Origin of the sequence: Leuconostoc lactis (genome assembly GCF_007954625.1) — a bacterium.
Taxonomy (GTDB): domain Bacteria; phylum Bacillota; class Bacilli; order Lactobacillales; family Lactobacillaceae; genus Leuconostoc; species Leuconostoc lactis_A.
The window spans coordinates 73,632-100,220 of the sequence record NZ_CP042420.1; the positions used below are offsets into that span (position 1 = coordinate 73,632).

27 protein-coding genes and 2 pseudogenes are annotated in these 26,589 nt (G+C 38.1%); all 29 read right to left on the minus strand.

The annotated features are described in order from the left end of the window. Window positions 1-189: 189 nt before the first annotated feature. Window positions 190-1,038 (minus strand): dTDP-4-dehydrorhamnose reductase, encoded by an 849-nt coding sequence (gene rfbD / locus FGL80_RS00345; RefSeq protein WP_147001623.1) that lies wholly within the window; start codon window positions 1,036-1,038, stop codon window positions 190-192. Window positions 1,039-1,050: 12 nt separating this feature from the next. Next, window positions 1,051-2,088, minus strand: a complete 1,038-nt coding sequence (gene rfbB / locus FGL80_RS00350; RefSeq protein ID WP_048701554.1) for a dTDP-glucose 4,6-dehydratase — start codon at window positions 2,086-2,088, stop codon at window positions 1,051-1,053. Between the two features lie 12 nt (window positions 2,089-2,100). Then, window positions 2,101-2,694, minus strand: a complete 594-nt coding sequence (locus tag FGL80_RS00355) for a dTDP-4-dehydrorhamnose 3,5-epimerase family protein (RefSeq protein ID WP_095652700.1) — start codon at window positions 2,692-2,694, stop codon at window positions 2,101-2,103. Between the two features lie 10 nt (window positions 2,695-2,704). After that, window positions 2,705-3,589 carry a glucose-1-phosphate thymidylyltransferase RfbA gene (gene rfbA, locus FGL80_RS00360; protein ID WP_147001624.1) on the minus strand — a complete coding sequence of 295 codons (885 nt, stop codon included), beginning with the start codon at window positions 3,587-3,589 and terminating at the stop codon, window positions 2,705-2,707. Window positions 3,590-3,637: 48 nt separating this feature from the next. Next, window positions 3,638-4,657 carry a DUF6625 family protein gene (locus FGL80_RS00365; protein ID WP_147001625.1) on the minus strand — a complete coding sequence of 340 codons (1,020 nt, stop codon included), beginning with the start codon at window positions 4,655-4,657 and terminating at the stop codon, window positions 3,638-3,640. Window positions 4,658-4,759: 102 nt separating this feature from the next. After that, complete coding sequence (locus FGL80_RS00370) at window positions 4,760-5,617, minus strand: glycosyltransferase family 2 protein (RefSeq protein WP_147001626.1); 858 nt, start codon at window positions 5,615-5,617, stop codon at window positions 4,760-4,762. A 9-nt stretch (window positions 5,618-5,626) separates the two neighbouring features. Then, window positions 5,627-6,583 (minus strand): glycosyltransferase, encoded by a 957-nt coding sequence (locus FGL80_RS00375; RefSeq protein ID WP_147001627.1) that lies wholly within the window; start codon window positions 6,581-6,583, stop codon window positions 5,627-5,629. Between the two features lie 63 nt (window positions 6,584-6,646). Continuing rightward, on the minus strand, window positions 6,647-7,915 hold the full coding sequence (locus FGL80_RS00380) for a hypothetical protein (protein ID WP_147001628.1): 1,269 nt from the start codon (window positions 7,913-7,915) through the stop codon (window positions 6,647-6,649). Then, window positions 7,908-9,458: a lipopolysaccharide biosynthesis protein gene (locus tag FGL80_RS00385; RefSeq protein WP_147001629.1), complete on the minus strand. Its 1,551-nt coding sequence runs from the start codon at window positions 9,456-9,458 to the stop codon at window positions 7,908-7,910. The genes FGL80_RS00380 and FGL80_RS00385 overlap by 8 nt, the downstream gene beginning before the upstream one ends. Before the next feature lie 83 nt (window positions 9,459-9,541). Continuing rightward, window positions 9,542-10,621, minus strand: a complete 1,080-nt coding sequence (locus FGL80_RS00390; RefSeq protein ID WP_147001630.1) for a glycosyltransferase family 4 protein — start codon at window positions 10,619-10,621, stop codon at window positions 9,542-9,544. 12 nt (window positions 10,622-10,633) lie between these two features. Then, entirely contained in the window at window positions 10,634-11,539 is a 906-nt protein-coding gene (locus FGL80_RS00395; protein ID WP_186737155.1) for a glycosyltransferase family 2 protein, read from the minus strand. After that, a complete protein-coding gene (locus tag FGL80_RS00400) occupies window positions 11,496-12,305 on the minus strand; it encodes a LicD family protein (protein ID WP_147001632.1) in 810 nt (269 codons plus the stop codon). Before FGL80_RS00400 ends, FGL80_RS00395 begins: the two co-directional genes overlap by 44 nt. Further along, window positions 12,306-13,001, minus strand: coding sequence for an acyltransferase (locus FGL80_RS00405; RefSeq protein ID WP_147001633.1), 696 nt, complete (start codon window positions 12,999-13,001; stop codon window positions 12,306-12,308). It lies immediately after the preceding gene. Next, entirely contained in the window at window positions 12,985-13,944 is a 960-nt protein-coding gene (locus FGL80_RS00410) for a capsular polysaccharide synthesis protein (protein ID WP_147001634.1), read from the minus strand. The genes FGL80_RS00405 and FGL80_RS00410 overlap by 17 nt, the downstream gene beginning before the upstream one ends. A 1-nt stretch (window position 13,945) precedes the next feature. Next, entirely contained in the window at window positions 13,946-14,857 is a 912-nt protein-coding gene (locus tag FGL80_RS00415) for a beta-1,6-N-acetylglucosaminyltransferase (RefSeq protein ID WP_147001635.1), read from the minus strand. Then, complete coding sequence (gene cps2T, locus FGL80_RS00420) at window positions 14,854-16,038, minus strand: beta 1-4 rhamnosyltransferase Cps2T (protein WP_147001636.1); 1,185 nt, start codon at window positions 16,036-16,038, stop codon at window positions 14,854-14,856. The genes FGL80_RS00415 and cps2T overlap by 4 nt, the downstream gene beginning before the upstream one ends. A gap of 1 nt (window position 16,039) precedes the next feature. After that, window positions 16,040-16,651, minus strand: coding sequence for a sugar transferase (locus tag FGL80_RS00425; protein ID WP_147001637.1), 612 nt, complete (start codon window positions 16,649-16,651; stop codon window positions 16,040-16,042). A 30-nt stretch (window positions 16,652-16,681) separates the two neighbouring features. Beyond that, window positions 16,682-17,446: a CpsD/CapB family tyrosine-protein kinase gene (locus FGL80_RS00430; RefSeq protein WP_147001638.1), complete on the minus strand. Its 765-nt coding sequence runs from the start codon at window positions 17,444-17,446 to the stop codon at window positions 16,682-16,684. A gap of 12 nt (window positions 17,447-17,458) precedes the next feature. After that, the gene (locus tag FGL80_RS00435) at window positions 17,459-18,349 is read right to left on the minus strand and encodes a YveK family protein (protein WP_147001639.1); all 891 of its coding nucleotides are present in this window, start codon (window positions 18,347-18,349) and stop codon (window positions 17,459-17,461) included. A 25-nt stretch (window positions 18,350-18,374) separates the two neighbouring features. Continuing rightward, window positions 18,375-19,142, minus strand: coding sequence for a tyrosine-protein phosphatase (locus tag FGL80_RS00440; RefSeq protein ID WP_147001640.1), 768 nt, complete (start codon window positions 19,140-19,142; stop codon window positions 18,375-18,377). Between the two features lie 297 nt (window positions 19,143-19,439). Next, window positions 19,440-20,369, minus strand: coding sequence for an aldo/keto reductase (locus FGL80_RS00445; protein ID WP_147001641.1), 930 nt, complete (start codon window positions 20,367-20,369; stop codon window positions 19,440-19,442). Between the two features lie 156 nt (window positions 20,370-20,525). Then, window positions 20,526-21,443, minus strand: a complete 918-nt coding sequence (locus FGL80_RS00450) for a hypothetical protein (protein WP_244297936.1) — start codon at window positions 21,441-21,443, stop codon at window positions 20,526-20,528. Further along, complete coding sequence (locus tag FGL80_RS09095; RefSeq protein WP_244297938.1) at window positions 21,427-21,873, minus strand: hypothetical protein; 447 nt, start codon at window positions 21,871-21,873, stop codon at window positions 21,427-21,429. The genes FGL80_RS00450 and FGL80_RS09095 overlap by 17 nt, the downstream gene beginning before the upstream one ends. A 104-nt stretch (window positions 21,874-21,977) precedes the next feature. Then, window positions 21,978-22,709, minus strand: a complete 732-nt coding sequence (trmD, locus tag FGL80_RS00455; protein WP_010001270.1) for a tRNA (guanosine(37)-N1)-methyltransferase TrmD — start codon at window positions 22,707-22,709, stop codon at window positions 21,978-21,980. Further along, a complete protein-coding gene (gene rimM / locus FGL80_RS00460; RefSeq protein ID WP_172792707.1) occupies window positions 22,709-23,230 on the minus strand; it encodes a ribosome maturation factor RimM in 522 nt (173 codons plus the stop codon). The genes trmD and rimM overlap by 1 nt, the downstream gene beginning before the upstream one ends. Before the next feature lie 43 nt (window positions 23,231-23,273). Then, the gene (locus FGL80_RS00465; protein ID WP_147001642.1) at window positions 23,274-23,816 is read right to left on the minus strand and encodes an HdeD family acid-resistance protein; all 543 of its coding nucleotides are present in this window, start codon (window positions 23,814-23,816) and stop codon (window positions 23,274-23,276) included. Window positions 23,817-24,112: 296 nt separating this feature from the next. Beyond that, the gene (locus tag FGL80_RS00470; protein ID WP_147001643.1) at window positions 24,113-24,604 is read right to left on the minus strand and encodes a methylated-DNA--[protein]-cysteine S-methyltransferase; all 492 of its coding nucleotides are present in this window, start codon (window positions 24,602-24,604) and stop codon (window positions 24,113-24,115) included. Window positions 24,605-24,669: 65 nt separating this feature from the next. Then, window positions 24,670-25,740, minus strand: a pseudogene (locus FGL80_RS09285) (PTS fructose transporter subunit IIC); the annotation flags it as partial. A 57-nt stretch (window positions 25,741-25,797) separates the two neighbouring features. Beyond that, a pseudogene (locus FGL80_RS09290) lies at window positions 25,798-26,589 on the minus strand (fructose PTS transporter subunit IIA); the annotation flags it as partial.

A 26,589-nucleotide genomic window follows, 5' to 3' on the forward strand; every position in this document is an offset into this window, starting at 1 on the left:
CAAGTTTTACACTATTATTTTTATTATACGTGATTGTGCGTGGATTGTCTTAATAGATTAAGGAATATTAAGCGATTATTAGTCATTTTCGCCTACTTAAATTTAACGTCACTACTTCCCAACACATCAAGTTACCCCATATAAAAAATACTTGGCTGTCATGAGACAACCAAGTATTGTAAAGAAAATTTAGTCCTTATCTTGTAGACTTGCCAAAAATTGGGCCAAGGCTTCACGCCAATTCAAAATATCAAATCCCGTAACCTTGGCTTTGTCCAAACTCATCACCGAATGCTTAGGACGATAGGCCTTTTGAGGAAATTCTGCACTCGTTACTGGTGTTACCTCGACATCAGTTGTCTTGAGAATTTTCCGCGCAAAATCAAACCAAGTCGCGGTATCATCATTTGATAAATGATACGTCCCAAATGTCGCATTCACCGTGATCAAATGTAACATAAACTCCGCTAATGTCCGCGTCCAAGTTGGCCGACCTAATTGATCATTCACTACACTCAACTTCGGGTACGTTTGAGCCAAACGTTGCATCGTGTAGACAAAATTATTCCCAAATTCACCAAACACCCAACTCGTTCGTACGATATAGGCATCGGCGCCACTTTCAATCACGCCTAGTTCACCTGCTAATTTAGCTCGACCATAAGCATTTTGCGGATTTACCGGATCAGTTTCACGATAATCCGTTAGGCTTTTACCATCAAACACATAATCGGTTGACACAGCCACCAATTTGGCTTGCACCAGCTTCGCTGCATCGGCGACGTTTTTTGTCCCATTAGCATTGACTTGCCAATTGGTGTCACGGCCCTCATCTTCGGCTAGATCAACTTTGGTATAGGCAGCGGCATGGAAGACCACATCTGGCTGGACTGTTTCAAACGTGGCAAAGACGGCTGCACGATCGGTAATATCGAGTTCTTGTGATGACAACGCGACAAAATCTAGTTCACGTTCCGTTAATAGTTTTTGTAGTTCTTGCCCCAGTTGCCCATTGGCACCGGTAATTAAAAATTTCATCCGAACACTCTCTTATTGGTTATTTTCCGCGTACTTAGCTTCAACTTCGTCCTTTTCACCTTGCCACCAGTCTTGGTTGTCGGCATACCATTGAATCGTATCTGCTAGACCAGTTTCAAAGTCGGTATACTTTGGTGTCCAACCCAATTCTTCACGCATCTTCGTGGCATCAATGGCATAACGCAAGTCATGCCCTGAACGATCTTGCACAAAGTCAAAGTCGTCTTCAGCCTTACCCATGTCCTTCAAAATAGCGCGCAATACCGTGATGTTATCCTTTTCACCATCGGCACCAACGAGGTAAGTTTCTCCAATCTTACCCTTGGTCAAAATTGCCCAAATGGCTGTCGCATGGTCGTAAGTGTGAATCCAGTCACGGACGTTCTTCCCATTACCATACAACTTTGGCTTAATCCCACTCAAAATATTGGTTACTTGACGTGGGATAAACTTTTCGATGTGTTGGTATGGCCCATAGTTGTTTGATGTGTTAGAAATCGTAGCTTGCAAGCCAAATGAACGCACCCAAGCACGGACTAACAAATCAGACCCCGCCTTTGTTGACGAATAAGGACTTGAGGGACGGTATTGTGATTCTGGCGTAAACTTTTCACCGGCCCCTTCGCCATGACCTGGCAAGTCTTCCCGCAATGGCAAATCGCCATAGACTTCATCCGTTGAAACATGGTGGAAACGCTTGTTGTACTTACGCGCTGCTTCAATCAAGGTATACGTGCCAATAATGTTCGTTTGCACAAATGGTGATGGATCCTTTAGAGAATTATCATTATGTGATTCAGCGGCATAGTGAATCACGGCATCTGTTTCAGCGACCAATTGATCAACCAATGGCGCATCCGCAATGTCCCCAACAACTAGCTTCACACGGTCTTCTGGCAAACCAGCCAAGTTTTCCTTATTGCCGGCATACGTCAACTTATCCAACACAGTCACAAACACATCTGGGTGTTCTTCAACAATGTAACGGACAAAGTTCGCCCCGATAAAGCCAGCCCCACCAGTTACCAAAATATTTTTATAGTCAGTCATGTTTCTCTCCAATTATAATTGTTCAGGTTGCAAAGCCACTACGTCTTTGAGTAACGGGTGGTTTTTATCAGCTTCACTCACTTCAGCGTGAGCAACATCGGCCCATTCAATACCTAGGGTTGGGTCGGCATAGTTGACAAAGGCATACTTTGGCTTTAATTCTAAGGCCCAGTAATCGTTGACCAAATATGAATAAGACACGGTTTCACTCAAAACTTGGAAACCATTGGCCACCCCACGTGGCACAAAGATGCCCTTGCTGGCATCGATGACCGTTTGGTACACATGCCCAAATGAATCGCCGGCACGCAAATCAACCCAAGCACCTAAGACCTTACCGTTATCCGCCACTGAGATGTACTTATCCCAAGGTTCGGCGTGCAAACCACGCAAAACGCCCTGGCGTGAGAAAGACACATTGTTTTGTAACTTGCCCTCGGCAAAAAAAGATGCTGGAAAGCCTAATGGTACCATCTTTTCTTTTTGGAAGTTTTCTTTGAACCAACCACGGTTATCACCGTGAACCGGAATATCAAATTCAAGCATGCCGGGAATTTCTGCCACTTGGCGGGCTGCTAACGGCTTTTCAAAAAAATCAGCTGTCATGTTGTCTCCTTTACTTTAAACGGGCTTGTTCATCAGCTACCAAACGTAACAAGTACTGACCGTAATCGTTTTTCTTGAGTGGTTGCGCTAAAGCTTCAAGTTGATCAAGACCAATATAGCCCATTCGGTAGGCAATTTCCTCGAGTGATGCCACTTTAAGGTTTTGTTGCTTTTGGATTGTGGCAATAAAGGATGACGCTTCAAGCAAAGATTCATGCGTCCCTGTATCTAGCCAAGCATAACCACGGCCCATGACTTGAACATCCAAATCACCACGGTCAAGGTAGGCTTGGTTAATATCAGAAATTTCAATTTCCCCTCGCGCTGAAGGTTGCACATTGGCGGCAATTTCGACGACATCATTATCATAAAAATACAGACCAGTCACGGCATAGTTTGACTTGGGATGTTCCGGCTTTTCTACAATGGATAAAGCCTTACCGTCATCATCAAATTCCACCACGCCAAAACGTTCAGGATCATGAACTTGGTAACCAAAGACGGTTGCCCCAGTGGTTTTTTGTGCCGCCACTTGAAGTTTTTCCGCCAAGCCAGCGCCGTAGAAAATGTTATCGCCTAAGACCAACGCCACCGTGTCATCACCAATAAAATCAGCGCCGACAATAAAGGCGTCTGCCAACCCACGGGGTTCTTCTTGAATGGCATATTCAATGTTCAAGCCTAAGTCATGACCATCGCCAAACAATGCTTCAAATTGGCCGACATATTCTGGGGTTGAGATCAACAAAATCTCTTTAATACCCGCCAACATCAAGACTGACAAAGGGTAATAAATCATTGGCTTGTCATAAATCGGCACCAATTGCTTACTGGTCGCTTTGGTAATGGGATATAGTCGTGTGCCGGAACCGCCGGCGAGGATAATACCTTTCATGGTTGTGTCTCCTTTTTTATACTACAATAAAAACAATCACAATATTTTTTACTTTGTATGCGCTTTTACTTTTCTAATCAACATAAGGATTCGTAGCACTATATAGTCCGAAAATAAATTTTGTTTTCGAGTAAGAGAAATTCTTCTTTTCCGAAAAGTTTCGAATTCACTGGCCATTTTCCTTAAATCATCATTTGAGATACTAGTATCACTGGGCAAAAAAACATTTGGAAATATATCAAAATCTGTCATTGAACTAATTAATTTTGGATTTACACCCATGTTTCTCTTTTGTAAGTGTACATACATAATCTCATTTTGTACCTTATTGTTGTCAATAGCAAACATCTTATTATCTTTAACAGAAATATATGAAATCTCTTCTTCAATATCTATCGCTCTATCTGCCTTTAAAAAATTAGATTTAAATCCAGCATAATTAAAATCTAGGTCCGCCCTTGGAATATCATTTTTTATGTTTAATCCGACTCTTTCCATGAATGTTGATATGCCCTTACCCCATCTCCATCCGTATTCGTTATATGCAGCAACTTGATTAAATTTCTTTATATATTTAAATGGAATTAAATCACTGCAAGTATTTTGTCGAACGTCACGCCATAGATTGTTCATCTCAGGAGAATTTTTAAAAAAAGAAAAATGTCCATTACCCAAGATACGATCCACACCGACCAAATTATTATCTGAAAGAAAGTTATCAACATTTCCTAGAATAACGTCCGTATCTATAGTCCCCCACCATTCATAATTTCCGGTCGTTATTACATCAGAAAAGACTTCACCATAAAGTGGAAAATAGTCCTTAACTTTATATCCTTGCTCTAACTGTACATTATCCCCCACCACATCTTGAATCATTAATTTTAATTGATCAAGAGTCTTATTTAAAATATGTATGTTAGGTGAATCTAAATCATAACCATCAAAACCATCATCAGTAACCAATAGTAAATCCACTCCTGGATTTTGTTTGATACGTTCTACCCACAACTGGAAATAGTTGGGAAATTGACCATAATATGGCATGATTAGTAATTTATTTGACATCCATAATCTCCAATTTTTTGTTAGTCTGGCAACTACATGAATAATATAATTACGACAGATAATTTTTTGTACAATCTAAAACATAAAAAATACTGATATACATCATCTATAATGTTCTCTAACCATTTTTCCAAGTAATGGTGCTTTTAAAATAAACTTTGAAAACACCATAGTGACTGGAAATTGTGAACTAACAAGTTTAAATAATTTCGATTTTTGCGAACTATCAATAAGAAGAAATTTTAACTCCTCTTTTATTAAATCTAACAAATTAATTTCCTTCTCATACATATTTTTTTCTTTTAGAACGGCAAAAATAACAATTCGGGTACCAATCATGTCTTTCCTATTCACGATCATAGTGTTGTTTCCATCTATAAATTTATGTACACCTATAAAATTTGAGTTAAAAAATACTCTATGATTGAGTAAATTATCAATCCAAAAAATATGATCCTCATTGTACTCCAAATCTTCAATAAACAAACTAATATCTCTATTTCTGAACATTACTGCGCCAATTTCAAATACATTTCTATCAACCAGAATATTAGATGTAGTCGTTTTATCGTACTGAATTGAGATACGGTTGCTCTTGTCATCAACTATTAATGTCTCATCCGTATAGGCATCATATTCTTCATTCTCAATCAAAAAATTTTTAGCCATTTCTATATGATTTGGGAGCATCATATCATCTGCATCCAAAAAATTAATGAAATCTCCTTTAGCTGATTGCAATCCCTTATTCCGTGCTCTACTTCTTCCCGGATCCGATGTGATTATTTTGACTCTACAGTCGCCTTCATAACCCAAAACAATGTTTTTGCTATTATCTGTAGAACCATTTAAAACTATAATAAGCTCATCATCATCTGCAATATTATTAAGAACAGATTCTATAGCCCTCTTTACAGTGTCTTGATTATTATGAACCGGTAGAATAACAGATACTGTCATATTTCCCCCTCAAATCCTTCTGGCCAAAAGTAAAATTCTTAATATGATATCCTGCGTAACTGACCCTGTAGATAGTTGACTTGAAAAAAACAGACCCATTCTTTCCCTGGTGGATTTATTAGACTTTACTAGTCTGTCTAATAATAGCCGTTGTTCTTTTAGAATAAAAATTTCTGGTACATTATTCAGCACATATTCAGCGTTTGCAGAATTAACAAAACTCCAATGATTTAGACGCTCTTTAATATTCAAAAATACTCGAATTAGCGCATGTATTTTTCCTTCTGATTCATTGGTACCCTTTATACCTGACACATTATTTTCATGTTGGCGGTATTCGATCAACTCCTCATTGACATAAATAACTGTTCCAGTTGTTACTGCAACCATCATAATCCAATCATCATGACCAAAACCAGAAATGTCATCAATATTTGAATTTAAAACTACTGTTAGAAGGCTCCTATTTAGTAAAAAAGACATTCCATAAAAAGCCCGATATCTACTACTAATTATGCTTTCAGCTGGTGGTTGCTTTTCATATAATTTTCCTATAGCTTGAGTTCCGCTAGTCACTGTTCCATTGCTAAATGATAGTTTTGGCATATTAACATCAGATACTTGTACTTGGGAACGAATCATTATTTCTAATTTATTCTTTTTCCAAACATCATCTTGATCTGAAAATGCTACATATTCATATTGTTCAAGTTGAGATAACTTCATCAGCTCAAAAAAACTTCTTGCATATCCTAAGTTTTCTCCCCTGACAATAGTAATTTGATCTGAAAACACTGATTTCATCTTATCTAATAATTTCAATGTACCATCACTTGAGCCATCATCTCGAATAAACAAGTGTACATCAACATTATCTTGTTCTAGAATACTTACTATTTGGTTTTCTACAAATTTTTCGCCATTATACGTTGACATCAAAACAGCAACTGAATTTTCTTTAATCATTTTTTCCCTACTTAAATATAGACAACCCTATCTTGGGTAATATTCAATTAACCACATTGTGTATTAATTTGAATAAAACTTATAAGCACTTTTTTTAATTACTGCGGTCTGTGAAAAGTCACAAAGTGCCAAGGTTAGAATAAATGGGAAAATTCTCCCCATATCTAGTGGCGAAAGAGAAATTAATGACATTGATAGGTACACTAAAACAATTAAAATAATTCTTTTATTGATCCCCGAAGCAAGCATGCTCAATAATTTCAAAAAAATCATTGTAAAAAATACTAAACTTGAAATACCTAAAATGCCTGCCGTTCCCACTATTCCAACATCTTGAGAAGTCATTAAACCACCACCCGGATCAAAGCCTACACTTCCCTTTAGTAACCATTTATATTGATCGATATCCGGAAATCCAATTCCAAACCAGTTATTATAAAAAATATGATTGTAAAAATAATCATATGAATAAGTTCGCATGATATAACTTGCTGCTCTAGCACCAGTTGTATTTGTAAAATTTAGACTCGTTACCAATTTATTAAATAAAAATATAAGGATAACCAACATAAACGGTGTAAAAATATATACTACAGATCTAAATTTTGATGAATACAACTGAAGTATTCCCGAAATAGAGAGTGCTACAATTACAATCATCAAATACATTCGTCCTTGACTAAAGAATATATCAAACGTCAATATTAATATGATGGTTAAATAATCAATTTTTCGCCATGGTTCATGAAATAAAAAGGGTTTGAGACTTATTAATACTGCAACAAAAGTTATGATTTCAGTCCCTTCCGTAAGTCTTTGTAAAATTGTCAAATTTTGAATCGCCACTGGAGTATAAAACAAAACTATATGATACGTTAATTTAAAAATTATTCCTTGAATATTTTGCAGTATTAGGTAAACAAACGCCATTTTAACTAGTAGCATATAAAACCATCTTACATTTTTTCTATCACTAAAAAAATAAGAAAATGGAAAGTACCCAATCACTAAATAATAAGAGTAATTTTTTAAAATGGTGTCAATTATGCCTTGATTATATATCCGAGCTGATGACCATGCAATCAAAGGAATTATTATTAAAAAAAGGATAATTGGAACTGAAAAATTCATTTTTACATTTTCTGTTCCCTTCTTTGAAAGAAACAAGATTACTAACATTAGTAAAAATATAAAGAATTGAATTCTTTTAGAATACTCTGAGTTAGCATTTATAAGCCAATCATTAATTTTAGGAATTAAATCAAAAAAATAGAATTGTAAAATTAACAATATAGTAATTAATATCTTATATAGTCTATTAACTTCAATCATCGTATTTAACATTCCTTTTTATGAATTTTGTCCATAAATTTCTACCATCTTTAGTCAATATTATAAGCAATGAAATTATTACTAAACTTGAGACAATCGCAATGACTGCATTTAATATCAACTGCATAACTAAGTTTGATGAAATCCCCTTACTCCATTCAATTCCCTTCGTCACAATAACATATTCTGACACAATTGACATCAATCCCGTAAGAGCAGGTTTGAAGTATTCTTTAAAGTTCACATTAAAACCATATTTATACACTATATAGGGTTCATACCATAGTGGAAAACTGATAATCGAAATCGTTGTTCCTATTAGTATTCCTAGCATTCCCAGCTTTAGAACACCTGCAAAAAATATCGTTAACACTATATTAATCACTACTTCAATAATTGATTTCCATCTTTGTATCCATGCTAATCCGTATGCATCTATATAAGTTAAAGATGTTCTTCTATAAAGTTCTAAAGCAAAATTGAGAATAATAACGTTTGTTATGATATTCGACAACAAATAATTTTTCCCAATCCATAATTGAATGAAAACATTTGCTAGAGCCGTCAAACCGCCCACACAAACAACTGTAATGAAAATATTGATCAGATGCAAATTCCTATAATTATTATGATTTTTACTCAACTCATGACTCTTCGTTATTCCAATCGTTGAAGTTAATCCAGAAAAAAGTCGACTAATTAAGGAAACAAGCGTATTGACTATTAAGGCGTAGTTAGAATACAATCCAACATTAACAATACCGGAGAATGTAGCAATAAAGATATTATCCGTACCATAAACCACAACAGTCCCGAGTTTATTTGAAAAATTTCCAACAGTAAGCTTTTTAATTTGCTGCTTTAGATTATTTCCCAAATTATAGTTTGAAAGCTTTCTTTTAAGATATGGATATTCCTTATCAACCTGTCTTGCAATAACTATATTACTCAAAATATTAAAAACCGTCGTTGTTCCCGCGTACAGTAGAAAATTTCTAAACATAATGAGCATAAGCATTTGTACAATAGATGACATAAAGTTGAAAATTAGATAGTTCAACTGATTTTTATACACCTTTTGATCAGCATCAAACATCGAACGTTTATATGTTAAAAAATAACCTGAAACTGAACCCAATAAAAACAGAAAATACGTTATCGTCAACTCTATAACTTTTTCTTGGGAGCCAGTGATTTGGTTGTTAATCAAGAAATATGCACCAACTCCCAATACCAGTACAGCTAATCCTATTAATGCATACATTTTTTTGAACAAATGCATTAGTTTTATAACTGTTTCTTCATCATGCTCTTTTAATGGTTTATACAATGAGAAAATGATAGCACTACCGATTCCCAATTCAGTTAAAGATAACACACCTAAAACATTCGCAAATAGTCCATTATACCCTAGATATGTTTTCCCCAAAAAGTGTATAAAAACAGTTCTATTTATAAACTGCATCAAAGTATTTACTACCACAACAATCAGCCCTGACAGGCTGTTCATCAATATTATTTTTGTACCTACACGTTTATCCATTTATCCTCAAGATTCACTTCACAAAATTTTTCTAAATAAAATTAAAAAACTGTTTGTATCATTTCATGATATTCATAATAATTTTATTGATTTGCAACTGATTCAAGCGCTTTCTCAAACTCATTCGCACTACTTTCAAATGTTAGTGTGTTAACCAAATTAGCACCATTTTTAGCCAATTTGATTCGCATATCATCGTTTTCAAGAAGACGAATTATCTTATTTGCTAAATCTTTAAAGTCACCAACATCACTTAGTAAGGCTGTTTCACCATCAATTCCGAAATCATTGACGCCACCATTTCGTGTAGAAACCAATGCTGCGCCACTAGCCATAGCTTCAGTTGCGACTAAACCCCAACCTTCTGATCTGCTTGTGAATAAAAAAATTGATGATTGATTATATATATTAGATCTGAGTACTTTTTCGTCGGCTTTCTGTATATACTCAAAGCACTCTGGTAAATCATTTGGTCTGTTTGGATTACCAAAAAATATAACTTTCAAATCTGGAAACTTATCATGCACAATCTTCAAAGCTTTTATACCAGTCAGTACATCTTTGCTTGTGCTTGGATGATTCAACAGACTTATAACATGACCTCTTTCTTCAACCGGTTTCTCTATATAAAAGCTTTCTGTTTTTACATAGTTTTTTACAAGTATCACTTTATTATCGTGTTTTCTAACCATGTCATACAGCCAACTTGAAACAACAATTTTCTGTATTTGCAATTCCCAGGCTGCGTCAACAATCTTCTTTTCAGAAAATAGTTTCTCATCTGCTTGAATAAAATAAATTATCTTTTCTAATTTTTCTACTTTTCTTGAAACATTTAATGCAATACCAAAATCAGTCGCAATAATAATATCTCTATTTTTAAATGTATTTTTTTTTAATGAGTAGTTGGCATTTAATCTAATAGATGCATTCAAATCAAACCAAGTCAAACTTTTTTGACTTGATTTCCTCCTAAAAAATTCAACCAAGCGGACGGCATGTTTGACAAAATTAAATTTCCTTTGCTTATATGGTGTATCAGCCAAAAAAGTAATTTCAACATTATGCCCTTTTTCAGCTAAATAGTTCGCATATTCATAAATTATTTTTCGCCCACCTGAAGCAGTGTCATCATGAAATCTCATTACAATTGAAATTTTCATATTTCTCCCTCTCTAACCAAATAAATCAATGAATCGCTGTGTTGATTTTTTCATATTTTCAAGCTGAAATTTTTGTTGTGCGACAGCACTTTTAAATGACTGCTTTGTTGATGTATTCTGATGATGTTTCACAACGATTGACGGATCATATTTGGAAACGAGTTTTAACTCTCTCATTTTTCGGTCTAAAATTTCAGTTTCAAAGTAGAAAAAAGTTCCTTCGTCAAACGGTGTATTCAACTGATGAAAAAAACTTTTTGAAAAGACTAGTAAAGAACCATGTAGAACTACATTCTTTTTCATCACATCGTGGCGTGATTTATTTGATTGCCTAATATTTAAAACATAACGTCTTAAACCACGAATTCTTTTTAGATTGGCCCTAATCAAAAACATTAATTTGTTTTGATTCAATAATTTTTTCGAGTGTTGATGTATTGCTTCTACTTCCGACAATGAATACCCTGTTTGCTTCTTCGGATTTTGATGAATGCCTGTCTCAGGTACAAAGATATCTGGTCCTAATAAATCAAAAGTTTGTTCGTTATAGGACTGTTCAACCAATTGATTAAAATCACTTTGTAAAAATTCAATATCATTATTTGCTAAAACTAAAAAATCCGGATTATATTTTGTAACAGCAAAGGCAATACCTAGGTTATTACCTTTGGCATAACCTAAATTTTCTTGGTTCAAAATAACATCAACGTTTTGATTATCAGCGAATATTTCTTTTAATTTAACACCTGATTCATTTGGTGATGCATTATCCACGATTACTACTTGATTATCACCATCTAATTCATTTAAAATATGTTGCGTTTCATGAATTGTTTCATCCAACGATTGATAATGTAAAATCACAAAAACAAATTTATTGGACTTCAATATGTGATTTTTTATGTTTTGGTTCTTCACTGGCGTAATTTTCTCCGTATAGCTGCTTCAAATAGTTATCATATAATGCTGGTACCAAAAAATGCGTATCTTCAAACGGCAGAAATATGCCCTCTCCGAAATATTCGTTCGGAAACATCTCTTTATCAAACAAAGAACCGGTAATTGTTCCTACCCACTTTGACCCTTTAAGCTGATTTTTACGATAAACTTTATCAATTTTGTCATAAATTTGGTTTTGCGTAAAGAAATGTTTAATTCCAGTTTTACCCAGTAGATCAATCGCAAGTTGCTTTTTCTTTGAATGAATGACAATCGTATCTTCTACCTCTCTTGTAAATACGGCACCCATTCCACGTAACAGCATGACATGATATTTGTATATTTGACGTCCAAACTTGGTTTGAGGAACACCATCTAATGGTAGAACATCAATAATTGAGAATCCCAAGTGATTGTTAGTGGGTAAACCTTCTTGTTTCCGGTAACTTTCCTTAACCAGTACTCTTGGAAAATAAGCATGAATTTCATCACCTTTACGATAATTAGCCAACCAAAAACGTTCAGACCAATCTCCCGAAAGTAATGCCATCAATTGCTCAAATTGGCCTCTAGGAACTGCAATATCCATATCATCATCCCATGGAATAAAGCCTTTATATTTGACCGCACCCATGACAGATCCGCCACGTAAAAAAAATTTGATGTTATTTTCATCAGCAATCTGTTTAATTTCTTTTAAGGCGTCTAATTCTAGTTGTTGTATTTGAGATAAATTATTTGTCATCTAATTTCTTTCCCTAATCAATTTCGCCGGTACGCCAGCATAAACACCATATGCTTTTGTATCTTTTGTCACCACCGAACCAGCAGCAATGACTGTTCCCTTTTTAATTGTTACACCAGCCAATACTGTCACTTTTGCACCAATCCAGACATCATCTTCAATAACCACATCTTTTCGAGTTACACCTTGCAATCTTATCGGTTCCGTCAGGTTTTCAAAATTATGATTTTCTGAATGCAAAGAAAAATATGGGCCAATGATTACATCATTTCCAATCGAGACAAAACCTCGGACACTAATCAACGCATTCTGAGCAATACCCACATGATTTCCAATAGAAATACCTTCTCCTAGGTCAGTCATGACGCCATATCCTTCAATCATAGAATATTCGCCGAGAGAAAAATTATCGCCAATTGTAACATTTTGTCTAACATTTGCATTAATTGTTGAAAAATCAGACAATGTTATTCCATTCCCTAACTTTATTTTCTTTTTTCCTGAGAGTGACACACTTTTCCCTTTGAATAAGAGCGGTCCTGACTTAGATAAAAACGGTTTCGTGAATACTCCTCTCAAGAGCATATGCACTCTTTTTAAAAGAATCCCTCCAAATGCAAAAAAACTTAGATTGGAATCAATAACGTATGGTGACCCTTTTAACTTCGATATAATTTTTTCAATTAGATGCATCATTCAAGTTACCTTTTCGTTCTAACAAATAGTTATAAACAGTCCCTGGTTCATCTGTAATGTTCTTATAAGTTATTTTTTGTAAAGGAAAATCTGAGAATATTCTCTCGACTTCAGATTCCTTATTTTTTTTATTTAACAAATACATAATTTGCAACGGTACAGCATTGGGAATCTTCAATACTTTTTGATACTCATCATCGTGAAATTCATAAACCAAGTGCCAAATAATATGAAAAATAAAATAATCTACAGCGAAATCATATTTTCTCCAATATGCGTATAGAATTTCCCTCACTTTTAAGAGCGTTGGTTCATTCGATCGTGAATGAATTAACCAGTTTGAAATCCAAATACTATTGCCCATTTGTCCAGGTCTCATATTTTGAAAAAAGAATGTTTGGTTACTTTTTAAAATCTTTTCAAGTAGTGGAAATTTTTTGTCTAACACAATTGTTGAATCGAACCATGTACCACCCTTTTGTATTAATAATTCCATACGTACAATATCAGAAAAATGAACATTTGATATCAAACCATTTTGCCACTTTGCCATGATATCTTCAGGAATATCAACATATTTGCCAAAATTCTCTTTTGTTAGAACAATAACTTTATAGTCGGGAAGTGCATCCTTAATACTTCTTATAGACATTTTTACGATATCTGGTGCTTGATCGATCCCTTGCAACCACATTGTCCAAATGATATTACTCGTTTCTCCTGATTTTTGAACCAATGGTTTTTCAAGAATATTTAGGTAATTTTTTCTAAATTTATTCTTCACCTTCAACATTTTATTCATTTGGATAAGCTCAAAAGTTGTCTTGCTTATCCCCAAGGTCATAATATTAAAAATAGTGTTCCAAATCATTCCTGCCGCCAAGAACTGTCTTAATTGATCTCTAATGCCCCGTTGTTTAATTTTTTTTAAAATTTTTTCCATCTTACAAAGTGTTTTTGTCAAACATATCAATTAATTCATTTGAAACATTTGATCTAACCTTTCTAATAAAAAGATCTCCATCCAACTTTGCTGCCTTAATCTCTTTCAGATCCGATTCAGAATTATTCCACACCTTAATATACTTACCATCATATCTAAAAAAGTGTAAATTTCGAACATTTACGAGACCAGGTGTATTTAATTTCCCTTTAGCTACAAATTTATGATTTAAATTCGCATACTGAGCTAGAGTGTTAAAGTAAATTTCATCTGGCTCAAATGTATTTTTCAATCGTCTATCTAGTGCTAAGCCCAATTCGCCACCATTAATCTGATATGAGAAATATTGAAACATTTCCTTAGTGAATGCGATAAAATTAGTACCACCGTAAATAATATACTTATTTCCATTAAAATTTAAATATGAACTTTGCAGTGGAAAAGGTAATTTTGCAAAAATACGATTCAAAATTTTTTTCAATGAATTTATATTATCAAACATCCACGGATATGACGTTCTGTTTGAAAAATACTTAATTTTATTACCCGAAAGTTGAACTGTTTTAATAAATTCTTCATTACTGTGTACTTCAAAAAATTGATCAATTTTTTCGTTACTCTGAATTGGATAATCTAATCCCGACATAAAAATATATCTATCAAAAGAATCGTTTGAGACATTGATTAGCTCTTTCATTGCCTCAACCATACTCCAACCACCCCAAAAAATTGCATGGCGGTTTGTTGTCATTGTTACATTTGGATGTGCTTGAATTTTTTCAAATTTTCTAATATCACTTTTTTGATCCAAATGAATATATATATGCCAATCATCTTGAAGTGACAGCCTATTTACCAACTTAAGAAGCTGTTGAGGATCATCGTGAGCAAGTATTAAATAGGCTATTTTCATATGTTATTCTCTCCTAGAAATTTTCGTTCATATTCATCATTGATTTTTTCCCAGGTATATCCGCTCTCAATAATTGCTTTAGCACTTTTTTCGTTTTCTACAAGTTGCACACTTGAATAACTATCTGCCTGCTTTATAGTATTTGCTAAATCTCCGCTATTTTTGTTCCAGTATAGTGCTGCATCATGAGCGACATCTCGGTTGAAACCAACATCCACAAGTAAATTAAGCTGAGTACTCGATAATGCCTCTAGCAAACTTGGGTTTGTGCCACCAACTTCATGGCCATGTAAATAAGCATATGCATTTTCACGAATATATCGAAGTAGCGGTTGATCATAGACTGTTCCAACAAACTTAATGCGCTTATCCTGATCAAATCTTGTTTTTTGTAATAAATCTTGATAGAATTTATTTTTTTCGACATTCGTGACAATCACAAGATCTTTAGGCGAATCTGAAATCATAAACTCACGAATCATTGTTTCATAGTTATTTTCCGGTACAAAACGACCAACAATGAGATAATACCCATTCTCTGAAATATCATGCTTCTTATACCACGACCTGATACTCTCATCTGTACTCTTCAACGTTGTCGGAATTGTATCTGTACCGTAGGCAATAAAAGTTGTTTGTGGTTTAAATGGTGCGTACTCATCTAAGATATATTCTTCAATTTTTCGATTATCAGCAATCACAAGATCAGCATGCTTAATCATGCCACGCTCAGAAATTTTCCAATATTTTCGTACTGGTAATGGCCACTTAGCGCGTTTCCATTCATGCCCATCTGGGTTAATAAAATAAGAACCGCCCAATGCATGAATTTGCTTAACATAATGACCCATAAATGGCCCTATACGTGCGGCTAAAATATAGAAAATTGGTGCTTCAGCACCAATTTCTTTAGCATTTCGAATCGCCCATTGTAAAGATTTAATATCATATAAAATAGCTTGTGCCGGTCCGATATTAGGTACATCAATTGAGAAAACTTCGGCATTATTATATTCAAATATATCATTAGCCTCACTCAGTTCAGAGTTATCTCGTCGTGATGCAACATGATACTTAATCTCGTCTGTTTGTTGCCCTGCTGTCAGCTTGTCAACAAAAGTTTCATAGCCCCCATAGCGCGCTGGAATACCCTTTGATCCAATAATGTAGATATGTTTCATTTTAGTATGCTCCATTTTTATCACTAGGGAAAATTAGCCAAACCGTTTTCGCCAAAATGACAATATTTAACCATACTGAGCGACGTGCAATATAGTCTAAATCAAGAGCAATCATCGTATCAAAATCAACATTGCTTCGACCATTAACTTGCCAAAGACCGGTCAAACCTGGCTTTACTTTAAGTCTTTTCTTTTCCACCGCTGTATATTTCTCATACTCTTCTTCCAGTGCTGGTCTAGGCCCGACTAACGACATATCGCCTTTGAGCACATTCCAAAACTGTGGCAATTCATCCAGTGAATGCTTACGGATAAATTTACCAACAGGTGTAATACGTGGATCATCCTTCATTTTAAACATGCCTTCAACGTCACTTTGGGCCATTAATTCTTGCCGAATAATTTCTGCATCAACAACCATTGAGCGAATTTTCCACATAACAAAACGCTTCCCATGTAATCCAACACGTTCTTGTTTAAAAAATACATTGCCACCATCTTTTTTAACGAATAGGCTGATGATTAATACTGGAATCGTAGAGATAACTAAACCAATTAATGCACCAACAATGTCTACTAATCGAATAGCAAATTCTCGAACTCTTAATTTCACTCTCTATCTCCCGTAAAATACTGCTAACTACTACTTGGTATCTCCATAACCATATCCGTAGCCATATCCGTAGCCATATCCAGTACCCGAATTTTTCCTACGAGTAGTATCGTTATAGATAAATCCTAGCACTGGTGCATCGGCTAATTTCAACATATCTGTTGTGCGTTGCAAGGCACCCTTCGTTGTCTGTCTCCCACTCACAACGACAGCGACCCCATCCATCTTACTCATCAAGACTTGTGCATCAGTCACCATCAAAAATGGTGGGACATCAAAAATGACCAAATCATATCGTTGACGTAATTCAGCAATCAAGTTCGTCATCCGACTCGAAGCCAACAACTCTGCTGGATTTGGTGGCACAGGTCCAGATGCAACGACATCTAACGACGCCATTCGTGTATGATGGATAATTGATCCCGCATCACTATTGACATCAGCAAGATAGTTCGTTAAGCCATGATTATCGGTAACACCAAAAGTTCGCGCTACTGTTGGTCGACGTAAATCCGTATCAACCAATAGGACTCGCTTACCTTGTTGGGCGTAAACCACCGATAAGTTCGCTGTGATTGTTGACTTCCCTTCCGATGGTAATGCCGATGAGACAAGTAATGTTTTGACATTCCCCTTGGCAACTGATGCAAAGTCAATATTCGTACGAATTGTACGAAATTGCTCAGAAACCAGATTTTTCGGTTCCGCTGCTGCAATTAAGCGCGCACCATCCATCATTGTTTCAACCGATAAACCATCACGACCAGTTTTATACTTTTTCTTAAAAAATACCATGTTAATTCCCCATTAGTCTTTCTGCAAGCGACTCAAACGTGAACGTGAATGCAAACCATCGTGTTCTGCGTTGACTGCGTTTGCCATCGACATATCGAAATGCTTAATCTTTCTAATATGACCAACAGCACCTAGGTTAGTTAGCCCAAAGAGTTGTGAGACTTCATCTGGACTCTTCACTGTTGTGTCAGACAATTCTTTTGCCAACACAACTAAGAATGTCAAGCCACCAAGCAACATAAGACCCGCTAAAGCAAAGAGTTTCTTATTTGGCGCAACAGGCACATTACTTACCTTGGCCGAATCAATAATAGACACGTTATTAATTTTCATAAAGTCGCCAATTTTATTTTTGAATGAATCAGCGACTGTATTCGCTACGACAGCAGCTTCCTTGGCATTCTTAGCCTTCACATTAATTGAGAAAACTTGTGAGTTTTGCTGGTTAGAAATTGATACCATGTTTTTCAACTGATCGACTGATAAGTTGTAAGGCTTCTGGGTTGAGGGCTTCGTAATTTCTTCTTGCGCTGGGGCAATTAAGCGCTGTGTCCCATCAGCTAAAGTTCGATATTCGGCTGGTTTCGCTTCTTGAACCACGATTGGTTCTGGGTGCTTCAATGTCTTAGATACATCCCCCAAGACATTACTTGAAATCACCAAGTTCTTATAGGTGTTAATAATCTGCACATCGGCTTGTTGATCAGACAAGTTCACTGAACCATTATTGTTATCGTTTGAACGGTTAACCAGCATACTGGTTGAAGCACTATACGTCGGTGCAATAACAAATTCAGCAATCCCAAAACCCAGACCCGCGCCAATAACGGCCATAACCAAAATGGCCAAAAAATGCTTGCGGATAATGTCCCATAGTTGTCGTAACTCAAGTACGTTATTCATTGTGTATTAATCCTTTATTCTTTTATTAAAACCGGTTGCGTAGCCAACGTTTGACAATTGGTGCTGGCATCAAACGCTCAATGGGACGACCATCAATAATGGCTTCCGCATTCAACGCAAATAGGTCACTGATTTCAGCACCTTGTTGCTTCCGCAACTTGGCAAAAGCTGCCTGCATGTTATATGTTCGATTCGGCAAATCATGCACATCCGAGACAAACACATGCCCCAGATTATGTGACACAATCGCCTCAGCAAACTTTTGTACCTTTTTCCCAAATACGCCAACATACGAACTCGCCGTTACCTGGGCAATCGCCCCCCGTTCAACCAATTGATACAGAATCTCTGGTTGTGCCATCAGCTTCGTATTGCGTTCTGGATGGGCAATTTGTACCGTAATACCCCGTTGCATCAAGTTAAAGATCATGTCCGCACTATAAGTTGGCACATCATCATCTGGAAATTCCAGGAGTAAATACTGATTCCCTTCATCTGCAAAGAGAATCTCATCTGCTGCTAAATCATCTATTAGCTCACCATTAATCCGAACTTCTTGCGACGGAAAGACTTGCAAGGGAATTCTCTCTTGATCTAACATCGTTTGGAAGTCAGCGGTTAAGGCTACCACCTCCGCCTTATTATTGCGATAACGCCCATTCATATGATGTGGCGTCATTAACATCGCTTCAATGCCTTCCGCCACCGCCTCACGCGCCATCCGTAACGAGGCACGCATAGAAGCCGAACCGTCATCAATATCCGGTAGCAGATGACTATGTAAATCGATCATACTCGCTCCTTAATTTCGTATTACTATTACAAGTTTAATATTACTATACCAAGTCAAAGACTCGCATATACTAAACCATACCATGTGAAAATTTCAACATTATTACAGTTATAAAACAAAAGTTTCTTTTTGTCATATTACGGTTTGAGCAAGGTTATTTTCTCTCATATAACTTTTTTAATCCATAATAAAAGCGAACCGCTTACGCACGTTCGCTTTTCGAAATTTCGACTTTCTTTTTGTAAGAAAATATTAAGCTATACAACATAACCGCCACCAATGCCAAATTCGACGCGTTTAAGGCAACGTATTCCCAGCAGCCATATAAATATCGTACCAATCTTGTCGTGTTAACGTGACGTTATCACCATCAGTCATATCTTTAATGTGTTGCTCGCTCATTGAACCAATGATAACTTGCATGTTGGCTGGATGCCGTAAAATCCAAGCCACCGCAATCGCACTCTTACTCGTTTGGTATTGATCCGCCAAGCGACCGAGTTCGGCATTTAATTCTGGAAAATCAGGGTTATCCACAAACACGCCACCAAAAAAACCAAATTGCAATGGTGACCAGGTCTGTATCGTCATGTTATGAATACGACTATACGCTAACAACTCCGCATCACGCATCGTCGCTGCATCATCGGTCATATTGACATGAATCTGCTGATCAATCATACCGGTGTGCATAATCCCGAATTGTAGTTGGTTGACAATGAGGGGTTGCTGAACGGCAGTTTTTAACAATTCAATATCTAATGAATTTTGATTTGACACCCCAAAGTAACGTACTTTACCACTTTTCTCTAAGTAGTTGAATGCTTCAGCAACTTCGACCGGTTCAACTAACACATCCGGTCGGTGCAACACAAAGACATCTAAGTAATCCGTCCCAATTCTGCTGAGTTCGTCTTCTACTGACTGGATTAAATTGGCTTTTGAAAAATCCACTCTTTTGAAGCCATCCCCCCGAACAATCCCACCTTTAGACTGAATGAGAATACTGTCCCGCGCAACGTTAGCATTTTTTAACGCACGGCCGAATGTACTGGATGATTGACCATCACCATAAATATTTGCGGATTCAAAAAAGTTAATCCCATTGCCAATGGCAGATTCAACCGCCCTTTGCGCCTCAAGATCACTTCGCGTACCCATACGCATGACACCAAGTCCAATTCGGGAAGCATTTAGTTCACTAACGCCTAGCTTAATCTTCTGCAATATTCTCACCTCATTCTGGAGATACCTGATTGGTTTAAAAACGCGCAACAACTATTGACTGACAAGTCATATATCTAGTATTATAGCGCATGCTATCATAGACAACTAATGTTCTGTTTCTATTTATAATGTTAAACCATAATAAAGGCGAACACCTTATGAGCGTTCGCTTTTTGAAATGTTTACTTTCTTTTGATAAGAAAATATTAAACCATACAACACAATCGCTGCCAACACCAAAGTTGTCGCAACCGTGTTCCAACCATGCATGACTTGAATACTTTCAGCAGTCGGTGTGCTAGCCGTCGTCATGATGAAAAAATCTTGAATCGTATGCCCATCTCTGAGAATGATCACGGAAGCCAAGACCATCAGTAAAAATTGCGTCAGAATACTGCCAATATTTTGCAAAGTGTACTTGACCCAGAGTCGCTTATCTTCTGGGATGGGGTCTGTCGCTTGATAGCTCGTAGTTAACCAGCCATTTAACGTCCCCTTAAAGAGACTCACAATGAATAACCCTATCGGGAACAACGGCGTCCCTAAGATGATCAGCAATCCCGCAACAATCCCAACCAACGAGCGACGCTTGATGTCTGTCCCGAGCAACGCCATCCCCTTCGGTGCCAATAACGTACCCAATACATATGGTAAGTAAAAGTAGAAAAAAGCTTCGCGATGCCCGTAAAAAGCCGCTGTATACAGCGAGCTAAAGAGAAACAAATAATTCCCCACCGCGCCATTAATCAAGGTTAAAAACAACAACTGATTCGGCACGTTGCGTTGGACTTTTCGTCGCCAGAAAGTGACTAATCCAACCGTTAATAGGGCAATAAAGAAGAAACTGTTAATCACGGCATCAAAAGCCAGCGTATCCGCCAGCATCTGACTCGAGCGCAAGCCAAATAGTAAGATAAAGAACACAACAAATAAGATCAGATAACGATATGAGGTCTCTGCTAAGTCATCGGCATCGACTTGATAATGGGTGATGACGTTTGGCGTTTGCAACGCCAAGCCATACATCACGCCATAAATCACAAAGAATACGAGGTACTTAAATCCTGCTGGCAATAGCAGCGCCAAGCAACACTAACATCACCAGTGATCCGACCATATTCCCGCGTAACACCGCATCTCTTGTCTTCCAATACTGACCAATTGCCGCATTAGCTGGTGGCAACCACGCCCCACTTAATCCAAGGAAAAAGCCCGCCACAATAAAACTGGGAAAGTACAGTATCCCTAAGATACCAAAGCCACACCCCAGCAACCCACAATAGAGCGCCAACTTTAGCAAGCTCAAACTATGTAATCGTGTCTTAATCCCTCGAATAAAGAAAATCCCCGTCATCCGAAACGTATAAAATAAGACGAACGGTAAAACAGTGAGTAACGACTGCCCATTACTGAGCTGAATTAACAGCATAAAAGGTAAGACGATAATCGTGCTACTTAAGATAGTCAGGGCGGATTTCCCTACAATTGGCAGTTGATTGGTCATAACGGTTTGTCCTCGTATGCAAAACGCGTCATGACATCACGTCTTAGGGTAAAGAAAAAGTCCAAGCAATCGCTTGGACTTTTTGTCATGATCACATGATTTGATTACTCAGATTCATGTTTAATATCGTCTAAGAGATCGCGTTCCTGCTTTGACAGTGGTCGCTTCTCTAATAGATCCGGCCGACGTAACCACGTCCGGCGTAAGGATTCTTTTAATCGCCATTCGGCAATTTTAGCATGGTTCCCACTCATCAAAACTTCCGGTACCTTACGGCCCCGAAAATCAGCAGGTCGCGTATATTGTGGAAATTCCAACAAATTATCTTGGAATGAGTCTTCCTCAGCACTCACATTATTACCTAAGACATCTGGTAAAAAGCGCGCCGTGGCATCAATGATGACCATCGCCCCAAGCTCTCCCCCTGTCAACACGTAATCTCCCAATGAGATTTCATCGTCAACGAGCTCGCGAATGCGTTCGTCATACCCTTCGTAATGTCCTGCAATAAAAGTGATATGTTCTTTTTGCGCTAATTCTTCCGCCACATGGTGGTCAAATTTACGCCCTGCGGGATCGAGTAGCACCACGTGTCCCTTATCACCTGCTGCTGCTTCAACGGCAGCCATCGCATCAAAGATTGGCTGCGCCATCAAAAGCATCCCCGCACCACCGCCAAAAGGATAATCATCGACATTATTGTGCTTGTTTTCCGTATAATCACGAAAATCCGTCACATGAAAGTCTAATGCCCCTTTGTCAATCGCTTTCCCCAAAATCGATTGTTTCAACGGTGTAAACATATCTGGAAATAAACTTAAGACATCAATTCGCATTAATCTAATAATCCTTCCAACGCATCAATCGTGATGCGCTTATTGTCGACATCAACGTCTTTTACCACGTCATCAATCATCGGAATTAATGCATCTTTTTGCCCTGGTCGCTGCACAACCCAGACATCATTAGCCCCAGTGGTCATAATTTCTGACACCACACCGATGTCGTTACCGTCTAAGTCAAATACACGACTATCTATAATTTCGTCGTAATAGTATTCATCATCCCCTAGTGTCTCGCGTGCATCGCCATAGACATAGACATCATGTGTTTTATATTTTTCGATATCATTAATGTTGTTCACGCCTTCAAAAAGCACTAACCACATATTCTTGTGCAACCGCGATGACTGTACCTTAAATGGCACAAAGCCATCTTTTGTTTCAACTTGTAGTTCAGCACCTTTTTTGAAGCGCTCATCAGCAAAATCGGTAATCGCTAAGATTTTAACTTCACCACGAATCCCGTGGGTGTTGACAATTGTGCCAACTTTAAAATAATTTTCTTTTGTCATAATAGTATTATAGCATAGCTTTTATGACCACTGGCAAGTGTTGTGCTTAGGCGTGACGGTGTGACCAAGTGAAGTATTGGAAAATCTTTACAACACCCACAATGATCATCGCCAAACCAAGTAGTAGCCACAAGATTGCTGCACCGATAAGTGGTGAGAATAGCAATACAATACCGGCCAATAAGCTAATCAAGGCTGAAAATACTGCCCAGCCCTTACGTTCAAAATACTTCAATGAGGCAAAGGTTACAATAGCTTCAACGATCCAAGTGATACCAACCAACAAACCAACGATTAAGAATAGGTAAGCTGTTGCTGCATACAAGTTGATGAAGCTGAAGACACCAGCCACCAAGTAGATCACACCAACTAAGAAGCTACCTAAACGTGCCCAAGCTGATTCGTCATCATGTGTACCGATTGCTGCAACGTAGGCTGCACCAATGGCAATAAAGGCGATACCAACCATGATAGTAACTGCTGCTGCTGTACGATTTGGCCAAAAGACAATCATAAGACCAAAAATCAAAGATAGTAGACCTTGAAGCCCTACCATCGAGCGCAACTTCGTATAAAATACGTCTGACATTTTATTCTCTCCTCCTATATCGCTATTATAACCCTTGCAACCATTGTTGTCGGTTGCCACACAGCCAAAGGTATTGAATTTGATGTCGTTACGTCTTTTGTCATACCACATAATCCGCTATATTGTATTGCAACAAACATAACGACCGCATTCCCCATTAACTGCATCACTCAGACAGTCAGAATTGAAATAGGTAAATGTCATACGTTTAGCATTATAGCACTATTATTTTAAAAGTAAACCCCTTTTTTAAACTTTTTTAGCACTCTGACTTGAAGTGTGCTGAAAGCTGTGATTTAACGCAAATTTTCCGGTATATCTAATGCTAGTAAAGCTTGTTTGATATCGGGACCGTAAGCATATTTGCCGATGCCACCCTGCTTTGGCAAAATCCGATGACAGGCATTGATAATGGTCAGCGGATTCTTCCCCACGGCCGTGGCAACTGCCCGAATCGCCTTAGGATAATTGGCCCGCGCTGCTAGATCCGAGTATGTGAGCGTTTCAGTTGGCGCCATCTCATGTAAGGCCGTCCAGACAGCCTGTTGAAACGGCGTCGCCCGCAAATAATTAATCTTAATCGCCTGAAAATCCACCGACTCCCCAGCAGCATAACGCCGAAATAGATCTAGTTCTGGCACATGACCCGCTTGAATCGTTGTTGTGGGATAGTCTGCTAAAAATTCTTGGCGCCCATCATCGGCTAAACTCACAAAAACCACGGCATCATCTTGCTTAAATACCGTCAGTTGTCGTTGTAAAAATGGCATGGTCTCGTAAATAATCATGGCTTAATTTTAGCATAATGCGTGATAATACATAAAAAGCACGCCTAGCGGCGTGCTTTTTTATCTTACTTTCGCTTTAATAATCCGAAGATCACCCCAGAAATTACCGCCCCAATCGCGATGAAGAGCAAGTACAAGAGTGGTGAACTCGTCAAGGCAATCACGAAGATTCCACCATGCGGTGCAAGTAACTTAATCCCAGTTAAGCCAACCAAGCCACCAGCCACTGCTGATCCGACCATGAAGCTTGGAATGGCACGGGCTGGATCGGCGGCAGCGAATGGAATCGCACCCTCCGTAATAAACGATAGCCCCATGACAATGTTAGTCAATCCAGCTTCACGCTCTTGCTTGTCAAACTTATGCTTAGACATCAGCGTTGCGACGAAGACAGCCAATGGTGGCACCATCCCACCAGCCATGACAGCCGCCATAATATTTGAGCCACCAGTTGCAACTGTCGCAGCTAACGTGCCTGTCCCAAAGACATAGGCAGCTTTGTTAATCGGACCACCCATATCCACCGCCATCATGCCACCTAGCAGCGTGCCAAGCAACACAGCGTTGGTACCACTTAAGCTCGACAAGAAGTTATCAAGGCCTTGGTTAATCCCTGACATTGGAATGTTGATGAACAACATGGCAAAGCCAGTTAGTAAGACACCCAGCACAGGATAGAACAAGATCATTTTAATCCCATCAAGCGACTTAGGTAAGTTGTTAAAGAGTTTCTTGAGGAGCAAGATAATCCCACCGGCCAAGAAGCCACCGACCAAAGCACCCAAGAAACCTGACGGAATTGGCATATGCTTGGCATCTAGTCCAACGTTATAAATATTATACCCGTTGGCTGACAAGGCGCCTGCGACGAATCCAGCGACCAAACCTGGCTTTTCGGCAATCGAGTAGGCAATATACCCTGCTAACACTGGCAACATGAAGCCAAAGGCAGCGCCCCCAATTTGCTTAAAGAAGGCCGCCATCGGATGATAAGTCCCCAAGCTTGATAGCATATCTTTTGGCACACCAAGACTTTGGTCAATCAAGAAGGCAAACGCAATCGCAATTCCGCCACCAATCACAAACGGCAACATGCTCGATACACCGCTCATCAAGTGACGGTAAAAGGCTTTTCCAATTGATTGAGACGTTTCCGCCTCTTTTTGCTTTGGTGCATCACTATGGAAAATTGGTGCCTGTTTGTCTAAGGCCAGATTAATCAATTCTTCTGGCTGTCGAATACCATATGCCACTGGTCGGTTAATCAACGGCTTGCCATCAAAACGGGTCATTTCAACGTTTTTATCAGCGGCAATAATCACCCCTTGCGCCTCAGCGATATCAGCATCACTCAAACGATTACCAACGCCACCGGCCCCGTTGGTTTCTACCTTAATACGTATGCCCAATTCAGCGGCTTGCTTTTTCAAGGCTTCTTCGGCCATGTAAGTATGAGCAATCCCTGTCGTACAAGCTGTCACAGCGACCAAGAATGGTGCATCCTGTGCCACCGTCACCGTTTCTGGCGGCGTCACTTCTTGCTCTGTGAACAATTCAACCACTGCTTCTGGCGTTTGTGCTGCTTTCAGCTCGTCCATAAAGCCATCTTGGAGCAAGAAGCGTGACAAACTGGCCAAAGCTTCCAGATGCGTATTATTGGCATCCGCAGGGACGGCAATCATAAATAACAAATGTATTGGCTGGCCGTCCATGGCGTCGTATTCGACCCCCTTTTCTGAACGGGCAAACACAACTGTGGGTAGTTTAACGGCACTGTTTTTGGCATGCGGCATGGCAATGCCATCCCCTAATCCGGTCGTTGTCTGGGCTTCACGTGCCAAAATACCCTGCATAAAGGCTTGTTTGTCAGTAATGCGACCAGCGTCATACAGACGGTCAATCATTTCCTCAAAAGCTGCTTGCTTGGTGGTGGCCTTCAGGTCCAGTATCATAACGTCGGTTACTAACAAATCGCTGATTTTCAT